The organism is Erwinia sp. JUb26, from assembly GCF_003751505.1.
In the GTDB taxonomy this organism is placed as follows: Bacteria; Pseudomonadota; Gammaproteobacteria; order Enterobacterales; family Enterobacteriaceae; genus Erwinia.
The window spans coordinates 1-19,017 of the sequence record NZ_RJVB01000006.1 but is presented as its reverse complement, the minus strand read 5'-3'; the positions used below and the strand labels follow the sequence as shown (position 1 = coordinate 19,017).

16 protein-coding genes and 1 tRNA gene are annotated in these 19,017 nt (G+C 53.5%); 14 read left to right on the top strand and 3 right to left on the bottom strand.

Features of this window, described 5'->3' with window-relative positions:
- The first annotated feature begins 51 nt into the window (after positions 1–51).
- Positions 52–894: a nitroreductase family protein gene (locus EC836_RS15675; RefSeq protein ID WP_123334749.1), complete on the top strand. Its 843-nt coding sequence runs from the start codon at positions 52–54 to the stop codon at positions 892–894.
- A gap of 133 nt (positions 895–1,027) precedes the next feature.
- Here EC836_RS15675 and EC836_RS15670 read toward each other — a convergent pair whose 3' ends face one another.
- On the bottom strand, positions 1,028–1,948 hold the full coding sequence (locus EC836_RS15670; RefSeq protein WP_123334747.1) for an AraC family transcriptional regulator: 921 nt from the start codon (positions 1,946–1,948) through the stop codon (positions 1,028–1,030).
- Between the two features lie 104 nt (positions 1,949–2,052).
- Between EC836_RS15670 and EC836_RS15665 the strand changes: the two genes are divergently transcribed.
- Positions 2,053–2,886, top strand: a complete 834-nt coding sequence (locus EC836_RS15665) for an oxidoreductase (RefSeq protein ID WP_123334745.1) — start codon at positions 2,053–2,055, stop codon at positions 2,884–2,886.
- 149 nt (positions 2,887–3,035) lie between these two features.
- Here EC836_RS15665 and EC836_RS15660 read toward each other — a convergent pair.
- Positions 3,036–3,111: transfer RNA gene (locus EC836_RS15660), tRNA-Asn, on the bottom strand.
- A gap of 305 nt (positions 3,112–3,416) precedes the next feature.
- Here EC836_RS15660 and EC836_RS15655 point away from each other — a divergent pair.
- Entirely contained in the window at positions 3,417–4,538 is a 1,122-nt protein-coding gene (locus EC836_RS15655; protein WP_105591523.1) for a Gfo/Idh/MocA family protein, read from the top strand.
- Positions 4,539–4,599: 61 nt separating this feature from the next.
- On the opposite strand, the gene EC836_RS24730 is transcribed toward EC836_RS15655, so the two are convergent.
- Positions 4,600–4,758, bottom strand: a complete 159-nt coding sequence (locus EC836_RS24730) for a hypothetical protein (RefSeq protein WP_158612797.1) — start codon at positions 4,756–4,758, stop codon at positions 4,600–4,602.
- A 126-nt stretch (positions 4,759–4,884) separates the two neighbouring features.
- Here EC836_RS24730 and fepB point away from each other — a divergent pair, with 126 nt between their 5' ends.
- The 11 genes from fepB to EC836_RS15600 all read left to right on the top strand — a co-directional run.
- Entirely contained in the window at positions 4,885–6,063 is a 1,179-nt protein-coding gene (gene fepB / locus EC836_RS15650; protein ID WP_233599349.1) for a Fe2+-enterobactin ABC transporter substrate-binding protein, read from the top strand.
- A gap of 185 nt (positions 6,064–6,248) precedes the next feature.
- The gene (locus EC836_RS15645) at positions 6,249–6,755 is read left to right on the top strand and encodes an ATP-binding protein (protein WP_123334743.1); all 507 of its coding nucleotides are present in this window, start codon (positions 6,249–6,251) and stop codon (positions 6,753–6,755) included.
- A gap of 425 nt (positions 6,756–7,180) precedes the next feature.
- A complete protein-coding gene (locus tag EC836_RS15640) occupies positions 7,181–9,532 on the top strand; it encodes a type VI secretion system Vgr family protein (RefSeq protein WP_123334741.1) in 2,352 nt (783 codons plus the stop codon).
- Between the two features lie 14 nt (positions 9,533–9,546).
- Positions 9,547–11,769 (top strand): M23 family metallopeptidase, encoded by a 2,223-nt coding sequence (locus tag EC836_RS15635; protein ID WP_123334739.1) that lies wholly within the window; start codon positions 9,547–9,549, stop codon positions 11,767–11,769.
- Positions 11,770–12,252, top strand: a complete 483-nt coding sequence (locus tag EC836_RS15630; protein ID WP_123334737.1) for a hypothetical protein — start codon at positions 11,770–11,772, stop codon at positions 12,250–12,252.
- A gap of 355 nt (positions 12,253–12,607) precedes the next feature.
- Positions 12,608–12,970 (top strand): hypothetical protein, encoded by a 363-nt coding sequence (locus EC836_RS24635; RefSeq protein WP_148050383.1) that lies wholly within the window; start codon positions 12,608–12,610, stop codon positions 12,968–12,970.
- Positions 12,971–12,982: 12 nt separating this feature from the next.
- A complete protein-coding gene (locus EC836_RS15620; RefSeq protein ID WP_123334735.1) occupies positions 12,983–13,573 on the top strand; it encodes a hypothetical protein in 591 nt (196 codons plus the stop codon).
- A gap of 74 nt (positions 13,574–13,647) precedes the next feature.
- The gene (locus tag EC836_RS24630) at positions 13,648–14,148 is read left to right on the top strand and encodes a hypothetical protein (RefSeq protein WP_148050382.1); all 501 of its coding nucleotides are present in this window, start codon (positions 13,648–13,650) and stop codon (positions 14,146–14,148) included.
- 98 nt (positions 14,149–14,246) lie between these two features.
- Positions 14,247–15,431 (top strand): hypothetical protein, encoded by a 1,185-nt coding sequence (locus tag EC836_RS15610; RefSeq protein ID WP_233599348.1) that lies wholly within the window; start codon positions 14,247–14,249, stop codon positions 15,429–15,431.
- Positions 15,432–15,486: 55 nt separating this feature from the next.
- The gene (locus tag EC836_RS15605) at positions 15,487–15,804 is read left to right on the top strand and encodes a PAAR domain-containing protein (protein ID WP_158612796.1); all 318 of its coding nucleotides are present in this window, start codon (positions 15,487–15,489) and stop codon (positions 15,802–15,804) included.
- A 64-nt stretch (positions 15,805–15,868) separates the two neighbouring features.
- A partial coding sequence (locus EC836_RS15600; protein ID WP_123334729.1) for an ImcF-related family protein occupies positions 15,869–19,017 on the top strand: 3,149 nt, incomplete at its 3' end.

Here is a 19,017-nt window from a genome sequence, read left to right as displayed (position 1 = left end):
TTATTTACCCAATTATTGAATGATCATTACACTATTCACAGGAGAAAAATAATGTCTGAAGATTTAAACAAAAGTCAGCTGATTACCGCCCGTTACGGTGAGAAAGATCGACCAGAGAACATTATCTGGAATGCGCAGATAGAAGGGCTGCTCAGCCATCGTTCCGTCAGGATTTTTTCACAGCAAGCCCTGCCGGAATACTGGTTTGAGACGCTTGTTGCGGCCGCTCAGTCCGCGTCAACATCCTCAAATCTTCAGCAATGGAGCATGGTGGCAGTTACCGATCCTGCACTTAAGGCGCAGGTCAGAAAGCTCTCAGCGGGAGAGAAAGGTCTGGCGAACGGATACATTGAGGAGGCTCCTGCGATACTGCTTTGGATTGCAGACCTGTCACGAAATCACAATTTGACCGTTTCAGATGGCCTTACGCCGGTTGTACATGATTACCTTGATTCATTTGTTATGGCGACAGTTGATGCCGCGCTGGCTTCACAGAATGCAACAGTGGCTGCAGAGTCAATCGGGCTGGGTACGGTTTATATCGGTGCGACACGTAACAAGGCTAAAGAACTGGCTGAGCTTATCCAGCTTCCAGCCCACAGCTACGTCGTATGCGGCCTGGTGGTCGGATGGCCTGCAACTGACAGCGATGCAGCTATACGTCCGCGCTTCCCTCAAAGCGTGGTGGCACATCATAATTTTTACAGCGCTTGTGATTTTGAGGCTCACGTCAAACGTTATGAGGAGACATTCCATGCATTCCGGGAAGGTCTGGGAATGAAAGATAAAACCTGGAAACAGGCGGTTCAGGGGGCAGCGACCAGCCTCGATTATATGGATGGTCGCCAGAACCTCCGCGCCACTCTTGAAGAGCGCGAGTTTGGTTTTAAGTAAGATCGTTCAGGCTGCTGTGTATGCATACGCAGCAGCCAGTTCATCACGCACTTTTGCCGCGATAGCTGTTCCGTTTCGTGCCAGACTCGGCCATGCCACACTTCGCGCTATGTTCGCCACTATCCAGTAAGCCTTAATGTGATGAAACGAATACCGACACTGGCTGCGCGGGTGGCAGGGCGAAGTGCTGCTGCATGCGTTTTATCTCCTCTGCCGGTGGCAGACCAAACAGGCGTTTGAACTCGCGATTGAACTGCGATGGGCTTTCATAGCCGACGGCGTAGCTCGCAGCAGCGGCGGTGAGCTGCTGGCGCACCATCAACATCCGCGCCTGGTGCAGGCGTACCGATTTGACATACTGCATCGGCGGCATCCGGGTTATCGCTTTGAAATGGTGATGAAACGTCGGCACGCTCATTCCGGCTTCGATCGCCAGTTGCGGCAGCGTTAACGGTTCCGCATAGGTGGCATGGATGCGTTTCAGCGCTTTGCCGATTTTGCCAAACTGCCCCTGCAAAGCCAGCGCGGCGCGCATCGCATTGCCCTGTGCACCCGTCAACACGCGGTAATAAAGTTCACGTACCCGCCCGGGGCCGAGGATGGGCGCCTCAAGCGGATTATTCAGGGCTTCAAGCAAACTCAGCACGGCCGTTTGTACCGCGTCGTCCATCGGGCTGGACATCATGCTTTGCGGCGCGGCGGGAGGATGCGGGGCGCCATGCTGTTCAATCTGCAGCATCAGTTCAGTGGCCAGCTGAAAATCCAGATGCATGTAAATCGCCAGCAACGGACGTTCAGCCGAGGCGTCCGTTTCCATCACAAACGGCACAGGCACTGAAACCGCCAGGTAGTGCTGCTCATCATATAAATAGGTCTGCTGACCAAAATAGCCCCGTTTGCTGCCCTGGCAGACGATCACAATACCCGGGTCATAAAGCACTGGCGTTCTGGCAAGCGGACGATCGGCACGCAAAATTCGCACATCGGGCAATGCAGTGAGGTTGTAACCCTCCTGCGCCGCAAGTGCTTTTATCCGGGTAATCATTTCAGACATCTCAGCACCTCATAAAATCAGGCAATAAAAAGAGAAAATAAGGCCTAAAAATGCGTCATGGCAGAGAATACCATGCAATCTCCACTGTTTATGGGAGTTCTTTTATGACATTGGCAAAAACGATCTTAATCACCGGAGTCAGCAGCGGCTTTGGCCGTGCGCTGGCGCAGGAAGCCCTCGCCTCGGGCCATCGCGTTATTGGTACCGTTCGTACCCACGAAGCACTAAACGCTTTCGAGGCGCTCGATGCACAGCGGGCTTTTGGACGCCTCCTTGATGTAACGGACTTTGAGCGCATTGATGAAGTCGTTGCGGAAATTGAGTCCACCCTCGGTCCGATTGATGTGCTGGTGAACAATGCCGGGTACGGTCATGAGGGCATCATGGAAGAATCTTCGCTTACTGAGATGCGCCGCCAGTTTGACGTGAATGTGTTTGGTGCCGTGGCGATGATCAAAGCCGTGCTGCCGGGCATGCGTCAGCTCCGTTGCGGCCATATTATCAATATCACCTCGATGGGCAGTTTCATTACCCTGCCCGGCATCAGCTATTACTGCGGCAGCAAATTTGCGCTGGAGGGGATATCCGAAACGTTAAGCAAAGAGCTTGCCCCGTTCAACATCTACGTGACCGCCGTGGCACCCGGTTCGTTTCGCACCGACTGGGCAGGGCGCTCGATGGTACGAAGTGCGCGTAGCATCCCGGACTATGATGCTTTGTTCGATCCCATCCGTCAGTCTCGTGTGGAAAAAAGCGGTAAGCAGCTCGGCGATCCCGTTAAAGCCGCAAGCGCTATGCTGGCAATCATGGAAAGCCGGAACCCACCAACGCATTTATTGCTAGGCAGTGATGCGCTGGGTTTAGTGCGGCAAAAGCTCGCGGCATTGGGGAAGGAAATAGAAGAATGGGAGAAACTAACCTGTTCAACGGATGGCTAATCGGCCGCTGAGCCAATAGCTCTCTCGTTCATCGATGATGGCCAGCCGCGTAAATCGTTATTTCACGCGGGCCATCATGCTGATCTTCTGACCGTTTAACGCAAAACAAAAAGCCCGCTTAAGTTTCCTTAAGCGGGCTTCTCTAAATATGGCTCCTCTGACTGGACTCGAACCAGTGACATACGGATTAACAGTCCGCCGTTCTACCGACTGAACTACAGAGGAATCGTTTGAACGGGGCGCATAGTATCGAGCGGGGGAGGGGATGTCAAAGGCTGATTTGATGTTTCTGATTTGACTGCTGATAAAATCGGCAGTTGATGCGTTTTTTGTGCTGTAGCCCCCATTTTTTTATCTTTTGTGTACTGCTTTGCAGCTTGGATCCGCGTTGCATTGGCGGTTACATCTCTTTATGCAAGCGCGATCACGTTTATTTCATTTTCATATTGAGTTGTGTATTTTTGAAATATATATTCCAGTTAGTTTTTCATTTCGTTCCATTTTGCCACCCCTACACCCAAGGATTTGTCATGCAAAAAGTCAGAATCGGACTGATCGGCACCGGCTACATCGGACGCTGCCACGCTATCGCTTACTCTCAGGCTTCTACGGTATTTAAGCTTAAAGGCGAACTGGTCCGTGAGATGGTTGCCGAGGTTAACCCGGACGTAGCGCGCGCTCAGGCCGCCGCGCTGGGCTTTAACCGATCGACCGGAGACTGGCGTGAGCTGGTGGCGGACGAGAATATCGACGTGGTGGACATCTGCGCGCCAAACTTCCTGCATAAGGAAATGGCGCTGGAAGCGATTCGCCACGGCAAGCACGTTTATTCCGAAAAACCGCTGGCGCTGGATGTGGCAGATGCGGAAGAAATGGTTCGCGCAGCGGAAAAAGCCGGGGTAAAAACCCTGGTGGGCTTCAACTACATGAAAAACCCGACCAGCCAGCTGGCGAAAGAGATTATCGCTCGCGGTGAAATCGGTGAAGTCGTGCATTTCTACGGCACCCACAACGAAGACTATCTGGCTAACCCGAACACCCCGCTGGACTGGCACTGCCAGAAAGCACTGGCCGGACTGGGCGCGCTGGGCGATCTGGCTGCGCATATCGTGAATATGGCGCACTTCCTGGTGGGCAACATCAGCGAAGTCAGCGGCGATATGATGACGGTCATCAAACAGCGTCCGGACCCGAAAGATCCATCTACGCTGCGCGATGTGGAAAACGAAGATCAGGCCAGCGCGCTGCTGCGCTTTGCCAACGGCGCACACGGCGTGATTGAAACCTCGCGTATTGCCTGCGGCAGCAAAATGGGCCTGACCTATGTGGTCACCGGCACCAAAGGCACCATCCGCTACACTCAGGAGCGCATGGCCGAGCTTGAGCTGTATATCCACGACGAACCGGCCGGTCGCCAGGGCTTCAAAACCATCCTGACCGGGCCTGCGCACCCAGACTATGCGGCATTCTGCATCTCTGCCGGTCACGGTATCGGCTTTAACGATCAGAAAACCGTTGAAGTGCGCGACCTGATTAACGGCATCGCCGCCGATGACCGCATGTGGCCGGACTTCGCGGAAGGCCTGCAGGTGTCGAAAGTGCTGGAAGCGATTGCCGTTTCCGCTGCGGAAGGCCGCTGGATGAAAGTGTAATTCAGAGCGATTTCGCTAAGTAAAACAGGCTGCTGACACGATCGTCACGCAGCCTGTTTTATTATTCCCGTCTGGCACGGCGAGCAGCGACTTTTGCCAGCGCCGCCCACTCCGGATCGCCTTTGTTATGCACCAGCGAGTTCCGGCTGTTATCCCGCTCCAGCCTGGCCATCGGCACGTTTTTCTCTCCCAATCCCAGCCCGATAAATCCAATGCGCATGCGCTGAATCCATAAATTATGCGGGTGATGCCCCGTGCCGATTGTCGCCCGCCTGCGGCTAAAGCGTTTAACTTCAAGGGTATTGTATGTATGATAATAATACTCATTTACAACCAGATTCTAACCATGAAACCTCAATCTTCCGTTACCCGCCTGATGTTTGCTGCCGGTGCGCTAGCGCTGGGCGTGATGCTCAGCGGCTGCGACCAGTCTTCCGACGATGCTAAGTCCGCGTCACAGCATGATGCTGCTGCCCATCAGAACGCCGCCGACGGCGCGCCGCACGGTGCGGGACATTCGGATCCTGCGCAGGCCGACACCGGGCATCAGGACACCGCGCGCGGCGAACAGCCGCAACATTCCGCTCCGGGTGAAACGTCTGGTTCAGATCGGCAAAACGCGGTGGTGAGCGAACCGCAAAGCTGGCCGCGCACCCTGCAAACGCCGAAAGGCGCGGTGACCCTGCAACAGGCACCGAAGCGGATTGTGTCCACCAGCGTCACCCTGACCGGTACGCTGCTGGCGATTAACGCGCCGGTGATCGGTTCCGGCGCCACCGGGCGCAACTCGACGGTGGCGGATGAGCAGGGCTTCTTTACTCAGTGGAGCGCGGTGGCGAAGGAACGCCAGCTGAAACCGCTTTACGTGACCGAGCCAAACGCGGAAGCGATTGCGGCCGAAGCTCCCGATCTGATTATTATCGCCGCCACCGGTGGGGATTCAGCGATCAAGCTCTACGATCAGCTGTCGACCATCGCGCCGACGCTGGTGATTGATTACGGCAATAAAAGCTGGCAGCAGCTGGCGGTTCAGCTGGGCGATATCACCGGGCATGAGAACGAGGCGAAAGCGGTGATCGATCGTTTTGAGCAGCGCGTGCAGCAGGTGAAGCAGGAGATTACCCTGCCGCCGCAGCCGGTTTCGGCGCTGGTTTATTACGAAGACGGGCGCGGCGTGAATCTGTGGACGCCAGAATCGGCGCAGGGCAAGCTGCTGACCGAACTGGGATTCAGCCTGGCGATGCCGCCGGCGGACGTTCACGGCGGCACCAGCATGGGCAAGCGCAACGATATTATCCAGCTGACCGGCGAGAATATGGCGGCGGGGCTGACGGGCAAGACAATGATCCTATTCTCGTCCGATGATGAGACGGTGCAGAAGGTGGAGGCGAATCAGTTCCTGGTGCATCTGGAGCCGGTGAGCGCGAAGCGAGTGTATTCGATGGGGCCGGATACGTTCCGTCTGGATTACTACAGCGCCAGCAATATGCTGAACAGCATTGAGCGGGATTTTAAGGCACAGTGAGTTCGTCGTGCTCACTTTGAGCTTTTCCATTGAACGCTAAGATATCGCGCAAATGATAAATATCCGCTCGGCGTCATCCCATTCAGTAATGATTATTATCACCTGCATGACTCAGGTGGGATAACACGCGTCATTTTCCCGCCGGTAAGGCGGGCCTTACCGGTAACCATCCAGTGAGGTCAGTTATGAACAACAACACGCCAGAAACGATAGCAAAAGCCACGCTCCATCTCCTTTGTGGAAAAATCGCCTCGGGTAAATCCACGTTAGCTGACAAACTCTCCGCCTCTCCCGTTACTGTGACCGTCGGTGAAGATCGCTGGCTGGCTGCGCTTTATGCCGGTGAAATGCAGTCTGTAGCCGATTACGTACGATGTGCCGCAAAGCTCAAACAGGCGATGAAACCGCACGTGGTTTCATTACTGCAAAGCGGCGTTTCGGTGGTGCTGGATTTCCCGGCAAATACCCGGGCAAATCGTGAGTGGATGATGGCGATTGTCCAGGAGTCAGGTGCTGATAATCGATTGCACTATCTGAAAGTCTCTGACGAGGTATGCAAAGCGCGTTTACGCGCTCGCAACGCGGAAGGCTCACACGATTTTGCGGCGACGGATGCACAGTTTGAGTTAATCACCCGCTATTTCACCGAACCTGCGACGGATGAAGGCTTTACGGTGATTGAATACCGTTAATTATTGGCCTGGTTCCCCTTTACTGGCACTTTCAGGCAGGTAAGTGCGTGTTTGAAAATTCTGGGCGATGTGCTCTACCGTTAAGTAAGGAGTACGCAGGAAATATCGCGGAAAAATAAAAACTCAGGGCTGGATTATCAGTTGAAGACGGTTTTGGATTTTCAGCGTATTTCTTAAAAGCTAACGTTATGTCAGCATTAAAGGTCCGTTCATTTTGACTTCGTGAATTTTTATTAACGGTGTTTTCAGGTTTTAAACACGCTAAGCGAAAGAGTTAAAGTTTCCAGGAATAAGGACCCGTCCCTGAGTTACAGATCGTATTATCCAGAGTCATGATGGACGCAAATACTGGAGTCATTCACCACTTGATGAGGTGAAGAAGAGGATGCCGGGCTGGAATCAGACCGAATACAAGGAGAGTAACGATGAGTACCAATCCCGCGATAACATTCAGCCACAGCCATCATCTGCTGGCGGTGAGAGGGTGTCAGCCTGAGCTTGATGTGCTGGCCTTCGAAGGCGATGAAGCCCTGAGCCAGCCGTTCAGCTACCGCATCGAATTCACCAGCAGCGATCATGCCATCAGTAAAGAAATGATGCTGATGAAGGCGGCCTCGCTGACCCTGCAGGCGCCGGTTGACCAGGGCTGGGGCATTAAAATCCAGCAGCCGGTGCGGGTGATTCAGGGCGTGGTGACGGGCTTTGAACGCCTCAGCACCGCCAGGGATGAAACCCTCTATGCCCTGACGCTGCAGCCCCGGCTGGCGCTGCTCGACCGTTCGCATCAGAACGCCATTTATCAGGACATGTCGGTCCCGCAAATCGTCGAAAAAATCCTGCGCGAGCGCCACCGCATGCGCGGCCAGGACTTCCTGTTTTCACTGGGTAAAGAGTATCCGCGCCGCGAGCAGGTGATGCAGTACGGCGAGGACGACCTGCACTTCATCCGCCGGCTGCTGGGGGAGGTCGGTATCTGGTTTCGCTTTACCGCCGACACGCGGCTGAACATCGACGTGGTGGAGTTTTACGACGGCCGTAAAGGCTATGAACCGGGCCTGACCCTGCCGTCGGTACCGCCGTCGGGCCAGCAGTCGGCGGGCGTGGATGCGGTGTGGGAAATGGCAAGCCATCACCGCGTGGTGGAAAAGCAGGTCAGCACCCGCGATTACAACTACCGCCAGGCCACGGAAGACATGAACATCCTGGTGGATGTCACGCGCGCCGACCCCACCACCTCGGGCGATGCCTACCATTATGCCGATAACTACCTGACGCCGGGCAGCACGTACGACCGCAATCCGGCGCCGGAGTCCGGGGCGTTTTATGCCCGCATCCGGCATGAACGCTACCTGAACGGCCAGACTCAGACCCGGGCCGTCACAAGCTGTCCGACGCTCTCACCGGGCCAGGTGCTGAAGGTCACCGGCGGTGATGAAGTGGCGGAGGTGTTTGCTTATGGCGTGCTCATCACGGCGATGCACAGCCACGCGCGGCGCGATGCGGACTTAGCCGTCCATTTTGACGGTATCCCGGACAGCACCGGTTTCAGCTTCCGCCCGCAGCCCGGCACCCGTCCGGTGATGGCGGGAACGCTGCCTGCCCGCGTGACCAGCACCACGCCGAACGACCTCTACGGCCATATCGATAAGGACGGCCGCTACCGGGTCAACATGCTGTTTGACCGGGATAACTGGGAGACGGGATTTGAAAGCCTGTGGGTGCGCCAGTCCCGCCCGTATGCGGGGGACACGTACGGCCTGCACCTGCCGCTGCTGGCGGGGACGGAAGTGGCGATAGGCTTTGAGGACGGTAACCCGGACCGTCCCTTTATCAACGGGGTGCTGCACGACTCGGCGCACGGCGACCACGTCACCATCCGTAACTACCGGCGCAACGTGCTGCGCACGCCGGCAAACAACAAAATCCGCCTTGATGACAACCGTGGGCAGGAGCACATCAAGGTCTCGACGGAGTACGGCGGCAAAAGCCAGCTGAACCTCGGCCACCTGGTGGACAGCGAACGGCAGCAGCGCGGCGAAGGTTTTGAACTCAGAACCGACAGCTGGGGAGCGATACGGGCGCAGAAGGGGATATTTATCTCGGCGGACGGCCAGCCGAAGGCGCAGGGTGAGGTGCTGGATATGGGGGCGGCGGTCAGTCATCTGGCTGACGCCCGGGAGCAGATGACGGCCATTTCGGATGATGCGCAGACGGCGACGGCAAATCCGGCTGACCTTCAGGTGCAGATTAAACTGCTGGAACAGCAGCTGACCGACCTCAAAAAATCGGTGCTGCTGATGAGTGCGCCGGATGGTATTGCATTGACCAGTGGACAGCACCTTCAGGTATCAGCCAGCCAGAACCTGATTGCCACGGCGGGTAAAAATGCCGACGTCAGCGTGGTGAAAAACCTGTTTATCGGGGTGGGTAATGCGCTGAGCGTGTTCGTCAGAAAGCTCGGTATCAAGCTGACAGCCAACCAGGGCCCGGTAAAAATACAGGCGCAGAATGACCTGATGGCTCTGCTGGCGAGGAAGGAAATCAGCATTGTCAGTACGGAAGATGAAATCAACATTATTGCGAAGAAGAAGATAACGCTGAACGGCGGGGGAAGCTATATCACCCTTGATGCCAGTGGCATTGAATCCGCCACTCAGGGGGAGCATCGGACCAGAGCCGGGCACTACGGGCGAAAAGATAAGGCCAGTGAGCCAAAAGACTTCCCGAACGTGGCGCCTGAAACTACAGAACCTTCCAGTAAATTCAGCTTTTCCTGACAGGGAGTCACAACATGATTATCAGCCCACCGTTTCTGAGAGATAAAGAGGCAACTCAGTCTGATTCAGACTGGGTTGCAGCGATGATGCCCGTTAATTCCCGCCGGGGATATCCTCTGAATGCCTCAGAGTCCTGGCATGGGGGCATCCATATATCGCATACGGATGCAGGCACGCTGCCGGAGAAAGTGAGGGCAATTGCTGACGGGACGGTCGTGTCGTTTCGTCAGCCTTCTCCCCCATGGAAAAGGGATAAGTTCCCGCTGAAGTATGCGCCCGTCAGGGGAACGGATGACGGGTATGTTTTACTGAAACACGAAACTGAAATAGGTTCCGGAGAGAACGGTAAGGTTGTTTTTTACTCTCTGTATATGCATCTGAAGTTTTTGGAAGCAGAGATAAAAGCTGACGCCAGAATCTACCGTAAAGAACCTCTGGGCTCTTCCGGAATGTGCGACGGGCAGAATGAATTTCACTTCCAGGTTTTCTGCGATGACGACAACGTCCGGAAACTGACGGGCAGAAAAATAGAGGTGCTGGATATCTCGAAAGATGGCCGCACCGATGCGGTTTACGGTGATATCCATTTTTATCTGCCAGCAGGAACGGCGTTTTACGACAAAGCACCGGAGAACAACAGTACTTCCACAACAGGTATTTCTGAACGCTATACCAGCAACGAGCCTCTGTATGTCAGCATGACCCTGGCACAGGGCAACTGTACGATGGTGACCCGACAAAAAAATACACAAACTGACGGGAAATATAATCTGCTGGGCGAGCCGCTGGTTAACGCCGATGGAGAAGACTACGAATACAATCTTTATAAAACTGCGATGCGGAATTATAAAGAGAGCCCGAGCGCCGGGTTCGAATTGTTACGTTTTGGCCGGATAATCAATACGGAGCATGAAACGCTGGTGCCGGCAGACGCAGCATTATGGATGACGGCCAGTTATCCGGGTGGAACCGGGGTGGTCAATCTTGCCGCTGCGGATATTAAAAAGTTCAGCGATGCCGATTTTCCTCACTGGACGGGATGGCGGCTGGTTGATGATGACAATGATACTCACAGCCAGTGTAATTCGGCGATTATTAGAAAGTTGCAGGAAGCGGGCAGTTACGAATCTCAAAGCAACAGGCTTATATGCCGTTTACCGTTTGAGTGGGAAAAAAGCACCATCGATGCCAGGTATAAATGGCTGATGACCGGTCTGCCCTGGGAGCAGTGCACTGCGGAAAATACGGCCATATGGCAGGTCCCGGGGACACAGGAAACGAGGGACAGGGTACTGATGAGTGAAGAGGATTATGGCAGGTTTAAGCAGCATGCAGAAGCACTGTGTTTTGATCCCGGAACTCTCGGTAGTGGAAGGTTGTGGCATTTAGATCCCCGCGAATTTATTGAACATTTCAGGAAGTGTATATGGTTAGATAAATCAGATTTAAGTAGGATTTACTCAAAAACATCTGAAGCGATCAGAGAGAAGTACCGTATTTCTTTGAATGCGGTATTGGCTAAATATGGTATGAATACTCCAGGGCGAGTTGCTCATTTTCTGGGTCAAGGCGCGATTGAATCACAAAGCTTAAATCTTATGGTTGAAGGAACAGTTTCATTTAGTCACCATCCAGAACATCCATCATTCGCAGATGAAACTAATGGGTACTATTCAGATTCGACTGATTTATATGGATATTTTCATAATTATGAGAGGCGTGGTAATGATTTGGGGAATGTTGCTAAAAGCGAATTGCGAGATTCAAGAAATAATAGTTTGGTTGTAGTGATTGGGAGAGATTCCAGAAATAGACCTGTTTTAACATCACCTCAACAGGGGGTTGTAGATGCAAGTTTATCTCATGTTGGGGATGGGATGAAATTTCGCGGAAGAGGATTTAAACAGCTAACTGGTTTGTCAAATTACACGGGATATTGGACTTATAGAGGATGGTTGCATCGTACGGATTACGACAATAATTGGTGGGAAAACCCTCAGCGGTTAAGAGTTCCCATAATCGATACTCCTCAGAATATATCTACAATACCTTATAATTGTATTGATTCCGGAGGCCATTTTTCAGCCAAGAATGGGGTGCTAAGAAGGACTGATGCGGGCGTTACTCGCGATAGTTCAAGATCTGTGAGTATGATAATAAACAGGTGGGATGAACAATCTTTTGGCCGACGATATCAATCAACACAAAAAGTATATTCTATTCTTGGGGATCTTTAAATGAAAGTTATGATAATATTCCTTCTGATTTTATTTTCCGGTTCGAGCTATAGCAGAGAAAGCTATCAGTCAATCGATCTTAAAGATGCGTATATTGCTATACCTACTAAATGGAATGTTAAAGAGAAGGAGGGATGTTTGTTTGTTAGTAAGGGGAATATGCAATCAACTAGCTATCTTAAAGTGTGTCGAGGGAATTCAAGTAGTGAAAGTGATTATTTTACTATGAATGACGACGGGGTGTGGGAGGCTATTACTGATGGTGTTGCCGTTCTGGCAGATGTGAATGTTACAACGGAATATACTGGCATGAGCGCAATTGTTTTGTGTAAATATAAAGATAGCGCTGGCTATCATACAGATAAATGCTTTCAAGCAGAAGTAGACTTACCAAGTCATATAAATTTCATATTTACCGGTAAAGGGGATTCATCTTTATTTAATGATTATAAGGAATCATATCTTTCATTTAAGATTAAATGATACTTGAAGGTTTTTTATTCTAGGCCGGTCAGTGTGGATAAGATCAGATAGCGAATCAGGGGTCGGTTAGAACTCAGGAAGGAATGATTTTATGGAGTTCATCACTCACGGAGATATCAGAGTCGTTAGTACCGATAACCGTATCGAAATTATTGCCAAGAAACAGGTCACGATTAACGGGATAGGATCTTAATACCAATGGAATTGAATCCGCCACTCAGGGGGAGCATCGGACCAGAGCCGGGCACTACGGGCGAAAAGATAAGGCCAGTGAGCCAAAAGATTTCCCGAATGTGGCGCCTGAAACCACAGAACTTTCCAGTAAATTGAGTTTTTCCTGACAGGGAGTCGCAAGATGATTATCAGCCCACCGTTTCTGAGAGATAAAGAGGCAACTCAGTCTGACGCAGACTGGGTTGCAGCGATGGAGAGGATTTTGATTTCGTCATCTTACTATTGCTGTGATGCGGGCGGGTTCTATTGGGTTCAAAAGCAAAGGATGAAACTTAAAAATAAAAAGTTAATTAACTGGGGAGCACTGAGTATACATTACTGGGCCGATCAAGGTAATTCCTACGCAGAAGTTAAAGCGGTAACAAAGTGTGTTAATGGTGGGAGTAATGGATTAGATGGTCTCCGATGGCCTTGTTTTGAACACGTATATTACGCTTTAAATGATAGTGTTTCACCAATTGATAATGTTAAATTTATAAGTTGAAGGTATTTTGGTATGAAAAATAAATTATTAGTTGCCTTTTTGATACTGGGAGTTGCGATTGGAACTAGTGCTAAAGATATTGACTTTTGTAAGACTATAGAGTTTGATACTAGAGGGTTCAATTATAGTTATATTGAACAAGCATCATCTGATCCTGAATGCCGAAACAACCCCGTTCCTCTTAAGTACAAAGGAGTGAGTGATGTGTTTAACCTTACTTCAGAGGCTAACCCAACTGGAGGGGTAAGCTATTTGACATGGGATGAATTAAATAAAACTTATAGCTATGATAAAGGTGAATTAAAAAATACAGTGAGTGATATTGTCAAGGGGAATTCTAATTATAAATATCTTGAGGAATTGCATCCTATTGTTGTGATTAAATTCACACCCAAAGGAAATGGTGGGGTTGTTGTTTCAGATGTTATTTTTGAAGATAAAAAACACAAACCCATAAGCATTGTTAGGGATATATATTTCTATTCGCAAGATAATTATGCTGCAGTATATAGTTCCGCTCCGATTAAATATTCACAACAAAACGAGATGGTGTTTATAAACAAAGTTGAATCGCTGTTTGAAACAATGTCTATCCATTGGTGATGAGCGGTGTTATTTTGATGGATATTTTAACTGAATAGGGTCGGTTATCGATCAGATGATTTTAATGTCTTTTTATGAGAAAGATTGAAATGAAATTAATGTGGTTATTTTTAATATTACTGGCTTGTGAGTCAGGTGCGTCTGAAATAAAAGAATTAGACCGCTGGGATTCACTTGTTATAGGTGGGGTTGCCATTTCTCCGGAAAGGGGAGTTATATCTATTTATAGCGATAAAAAGATTCATACAATTGCAGAAAATAAATATTTTCTACTGGTAAAAGGGTATGAATCTCGCCCTGGTCACCCATTAGGACGATGCGGGGCAGGGCAGGAAATGTATGCCGACATTTACCAGGTTGAAGCTAAAAAAGCGACCAGAGTACAACGTATAATGGTGATTAGTTGCTGGCGTTCACTGGAATTAAGTAGCTGGCAGAAGCAGGAAGATTTCTCATCGATTACATGGAATAAGGATGGAGTTATGTTTGACTGGATTGTCCCGCCTAAATTTACCAACCTGCGCGCACAACTGAATCTTAATACTGTTTCACCTGAACTGGTCTTTACACCCTGATTATGCCGGTAAATCTTAAAATCATCCCCCCCGCAGCCTGGCGCCCGGCGTCCATACGTTTCGGCTACTGGCTTTCGGCTCTGGGTGCGCCAGCTGTTGTGGCTGCAATAGCGGGTCTGGCAGTTGAACGGCAGGGTGAGGGTACAAAATTCTGGATACTCTTTCCCACTGCCATCATGTTGGTCTGGTCACTGGTGTTTATTCTGCGATTGCTGTTCTGGCTGTTTCAGCACAATTATGCTGATGGCTGGGACAGAAGGCGCGAAGAAACATTATTGTTGGAAACACGACGGGGCCGGCGGGCACTGCAGATCCTGCATGTAAGCGTGGATATTCCGTTACCAGAGGAACCGGGACAGACTCCGGTGGCACTGTTAATGGCAGGGCCCTCACTACTCAAAAGCCAGCCCTGTCGCGGTCGCGAAGACTGTCGTTTACATACATTTTTCCCCACCCCTGCTGTGGAGCAGGAGAGTGATGATTCACTGGATCCCGAACAGCAGGATCTTATGGTGTTTCAGGCCCGGCTTCAGACGCTGCTGGCTGATGTTGCAATCGCACTCGCACCGTTTTCCCCGAAACAAACGCTCGCGGTGCTGTTCGAGGCTGAGACCTCTATTCTGCCACGTCGTTACATCCCGGTCTGGCACGACAGCCTGAAGGAGGCGGGGATTGCACAGCCAATTGAATATGTTGATGGCCACGGTGCGCAGTTTATTGATGAGTGGCTTGATAACCGTATCAACGATAACTCACTGCTGCTCGTCATTGCTGCTCAGGTCGCACCTGAAATGCGTCAGGGAAGTGCCGAGGCAATGGTGGCGTTGCTGCTGGGCAACAGACTTACGCAGAATACGGTAACGCCGCTGGCATTGTTGCACCGCCCGGAAAGGGCCGTTCCACAATTGCCTGATGAAGGCATAGCGCAGGCAGTTGACTGGGTACCTCTGGAGGCCGGGCAGGTTAAACATCTCTGGCTCAGTGGTCTGACTGCAGAGGAGGCTTCCGCCGTTATCCCGTCGATGGCGCTACCGCTTCTTTCCGGCGTACCGTCACCGGCAGGCCGTCATAACACCGACCTTATCTTAGGAGATGCCGGTTGTGTGTCCCCGTGGTTGGCCGCAGCCATAGCGACACTTGTTGCGCAGCAGACCGGCTCCGCACAACTGGCTATCAGCGGCGATACTGGCTCCGGGACACTCTGGATACAGGCCATTACCCCCGCGCGAATCATTAAAGCGGAGCCGGACACGGGAATAAATGGCATTGCACGCACTGGCTGAATGGTGCCGCAGGCAGCGGAAGCGGCGTCATGCACAGACAGAAGTACAGAAACGTATGAAAGTAAAAAAAGGGAAGGACAACGCGATGGCAGTTGGACATTTTTTGTTTCAGGACGATTTGACAAGCTGCGGTGGGGTGATTACGGAAGGAATGCCCGACCATATGCATTTCGGACGACTGCAGGCATGCGAAGAGCACAGCGTAACCTGCGGTAAGTATCCGGGTCTTTTTAAAATCATGGGGGGCTTACCTGACGATTTTATTCATGGCCGCCGTATTGCCGGTACGCTCCACAGCAGAAGTACCTGCCCGTGCCGGGCTGAGTTTATTCCGTCGATATACACCGATACCTATGAATTTTTTCCTCAATAGTGCAAAGGCGGCAGTCACTCAGCAGATCCGGATACCCGGTGAATTCAGCTAAGGAAGGCGAAGCATGAGTCAAGTTATCTCGTTGTTTAAAAAACCCAAAGTCATATTCTGGCTTGTTATGTTAATTGCGCTGGTCGGCAGTATTGCTGTTTCGGCTGTCGTTTACTGGCATCCTGAGAAATTACAGCTAATCAGAGATACCCCGGCCTGGCATGCCTGGCTGAGCGGTTCTGTGGCAACTGGCATTGCTTTTGCCGTAACTGGAGTGTTTCTGTTCTTTGGCGCGCATGCTGAAGGTAAGCGCAGCTTCATTCAAGAGCGGAAAAATGCGCAGGGTGATGATGTTAAGGTGTCACCAAAGGAAAAGACGACTCCCGAATCTGCTGTAGTGGCGATCGGTCAACAGATTCGGATCCATCTTCGCCGACGCTACACACTTTTCTGGCGCCGCAAGGTCCGCCTGCTGCTGGTCACCGGCGATGAAGACGCGATTGAGCAACTGGTTCCCGGGCTGAAGCAACAGCAGTGGCTCGAAGGCGAGTGCACCGTCCTGATATACGGCGGCAGCCTGAGTGAAGAGCCGGATCCCGGGTTGTATCACGCGCTGCGCACACTGCGCCGCGGGCGTCCGCTGGATGGCATCGTGCGCGTGCTGGGGCCGGACCGGCACCTGACGCCGCAGACAAGCGACAGCGACCTGCGCGGCCTGGAGAACATCGGCCAGCGGCTGCGCTACCAGCCGCCCGTCTGGCTGTGGCAGATGTGCAGCAGCCTCTGGCCGCAAAACGACCGCACGCAGCAGGCCGTGGGGGCCACTTTCCCACCCCGCGCCACCCCGGACGACATTGTCAGCAGCCTGAACCGCCTCCTGCCGCAGTTACGTGAGCGGGGAATGGCGCAGGTGCTGGCAAATAACCGGCATGACTTTTTACTGCGCCTGGGGCAGCGGCTGAAGTCCGGTGACATCGATCGCTGGAAGCAGCAGCTGGCGCCGTGGCTGTCTGCTGCGCAGTCGCGCGTGCCGCTGCGTGGTCTGATGTTCAGCCTGGCACCCGACGGGCCGCAGACCGTGGCAGCAGAGGATGATGTCGCAGAGGAGCCGCACCCGGCGGCGCGCGGCACTCATCCCCACGCGCTGCTGCTCACCGCCTCATGGCAGGGTATTCTCGGCGACTGTTGCCGCGCCCGTGGCTACCGTGTGGCTCCCGCCTGGCAGCCGCCGTTGATGTGGTCGCTGATGGCCCTTCTCGGTCTCTGGGGCGCGGGGCTGCTGCTGTCGTTTGCCCTTAACCGGCAGCAGATTATTCAGGTTGCGGAAAAAGCGCACGCGCTGGTGGAGCATCCCGCCGTCTCCGATGACCAGCTGATGGCCCTGCACGCCCTGCGAAACGAGGCGGGCCGCCTGCAGCATGCTGCTCAGCAGGGTGCGCCCTGGTTTCAGCGCTCTGGTCTCGATCACCACCGTCAGCTTCTGGCCGCCATGCTGCCGTGGTACGGCGTGGCGAACAACCGCCTGATCCGCGATCCGGCGAACGAGGCGCTTATGCAGCAACTCAGCGCGCTGGCAAACTCAGCCCCGGACAGCGACCGGCGCAGGCAGCTGGCGAAACCCGGCTATGACCGGCTGAAAGCCTGGCTGATGATGTCGCGCCCGGATAAAGTGGACAGCGCATTCTACGTCCGGACGATGAAGGTGGCACAGCCCGCGTATCCCGGCATCTCTTCCGGCCTGTGGCAGAGCCTGGCACCGGACCTGTGGGCATTTTACATCGCCGGGCTGCCACAGCAGCCGCAGTGGAAAATCACACCGGATACGCAGCGGGTCAGCCAGATCCGTCAGGTGCTGCTCGGGCAGATTGGCCGCCGCAACGCCGAAAGCACGCTGTACGAAAACATGCTGAAATCCGTCCGTCGTAACTTCGCCGATGTGTCTCTGGAAGACATGACCGGCGGCACCGATGCCCGCCGTCTTTTCACGACCAGCGGCGTGGTGCCCGGCATGTTTACCCGCCAGGCGTGGGAAGGGGGCGTCAGGCAGGCGATCGACAAAGCCGCGACGTCCCGGCGCGAGGAAATTGACTGGGTGCTGAGCGACAGTCGCCAGGCGGTGGCGGCCGAAATCACCCCCGAAGCGCTGCGGGCGCGCCTGACACGCCGTTACTTCACCGATTTTGCCGGCAGCTGGCTGGGCTTCCTCAACGGCCTGCGGCTGCAGCCCGCGCACAATATTGCCGATGTCACCGACCAGCTGACGCTGATAAGCGACGTGCGCCAGTCGCCGCTGATCGCGCTGATGAACACGCTGGCCTGGCAGGCACAGGCGGGGCAGCAGAAGGAAGCGCTGTCTGATTCGCTGCTCCGTTCCGCTAAAGATCTGGTTGGCAGCCGGGAGAAACCGCTTATCAGCCAGCAGACTGCGGGGCCGCAGGGGCCGCTGGACGAAACCTTTGGCCCGCTGCTGCAGCTGCTGGGCAAAAATAACGAGGCCGTGATGCCGGCGGACGGCTCGCTCAGCCTGCAAACCTGGCTGACCCGCATCACCCGCGTGCGTCTGCGGCTGCAGCAGGTGGCGGGCGCATCCGATCCGCAGGAGAGGATGCAGGCGCTGGCGCAGACGGTGTTCCAGGGGAAAAGCGTTGACCTGACCGACACGCAGCAGTACGGCAGCCTGATCGCGGCCAGCCTCGGCGAAGAGTGGAGCGGCTTCGGCCACACGCTGTTTGTCCAGCCGCTGACGCAGGCGTGGGAAACGGTGCTGCAGCCCTCGGCGGCCAGCCTGAACGACCGCTGGCGGCGTTCCGTGGTGGAAAACTGGCGAACGGCGTTTGAGGGTCGCTTCCCGTTCGCGGCGGGCAAAAGCGATGCGTCCCTGCCGATGCTGGCGGAGTTTATCCGAAAAGACAGCGGGCGCATCGACAGATTTTTGACGACCGAACTGTCCGGCGTGCTGCATAAAGAAGGCAGCCGGTGGGTGCCGGACAATGCCTCCGGCCTGGGATTAACCTTTAATCCGGCGTTCCTAAAAGCCGTTAACCAGCTGAGCCGGCTGTCGGACATTCTGTTTACCGATGGCCGCCAGGGGATCGGCTTTGAGCTGCAGGCGCTGCCCGCCGCGAAGGTCACCGAAACGCAGCTGATGATTGACGGGCAGAAGCTGCACTACTTTAACCAGATGACCGACTGGCACAGCTTCCGCTGGCCGGGGGACACGTG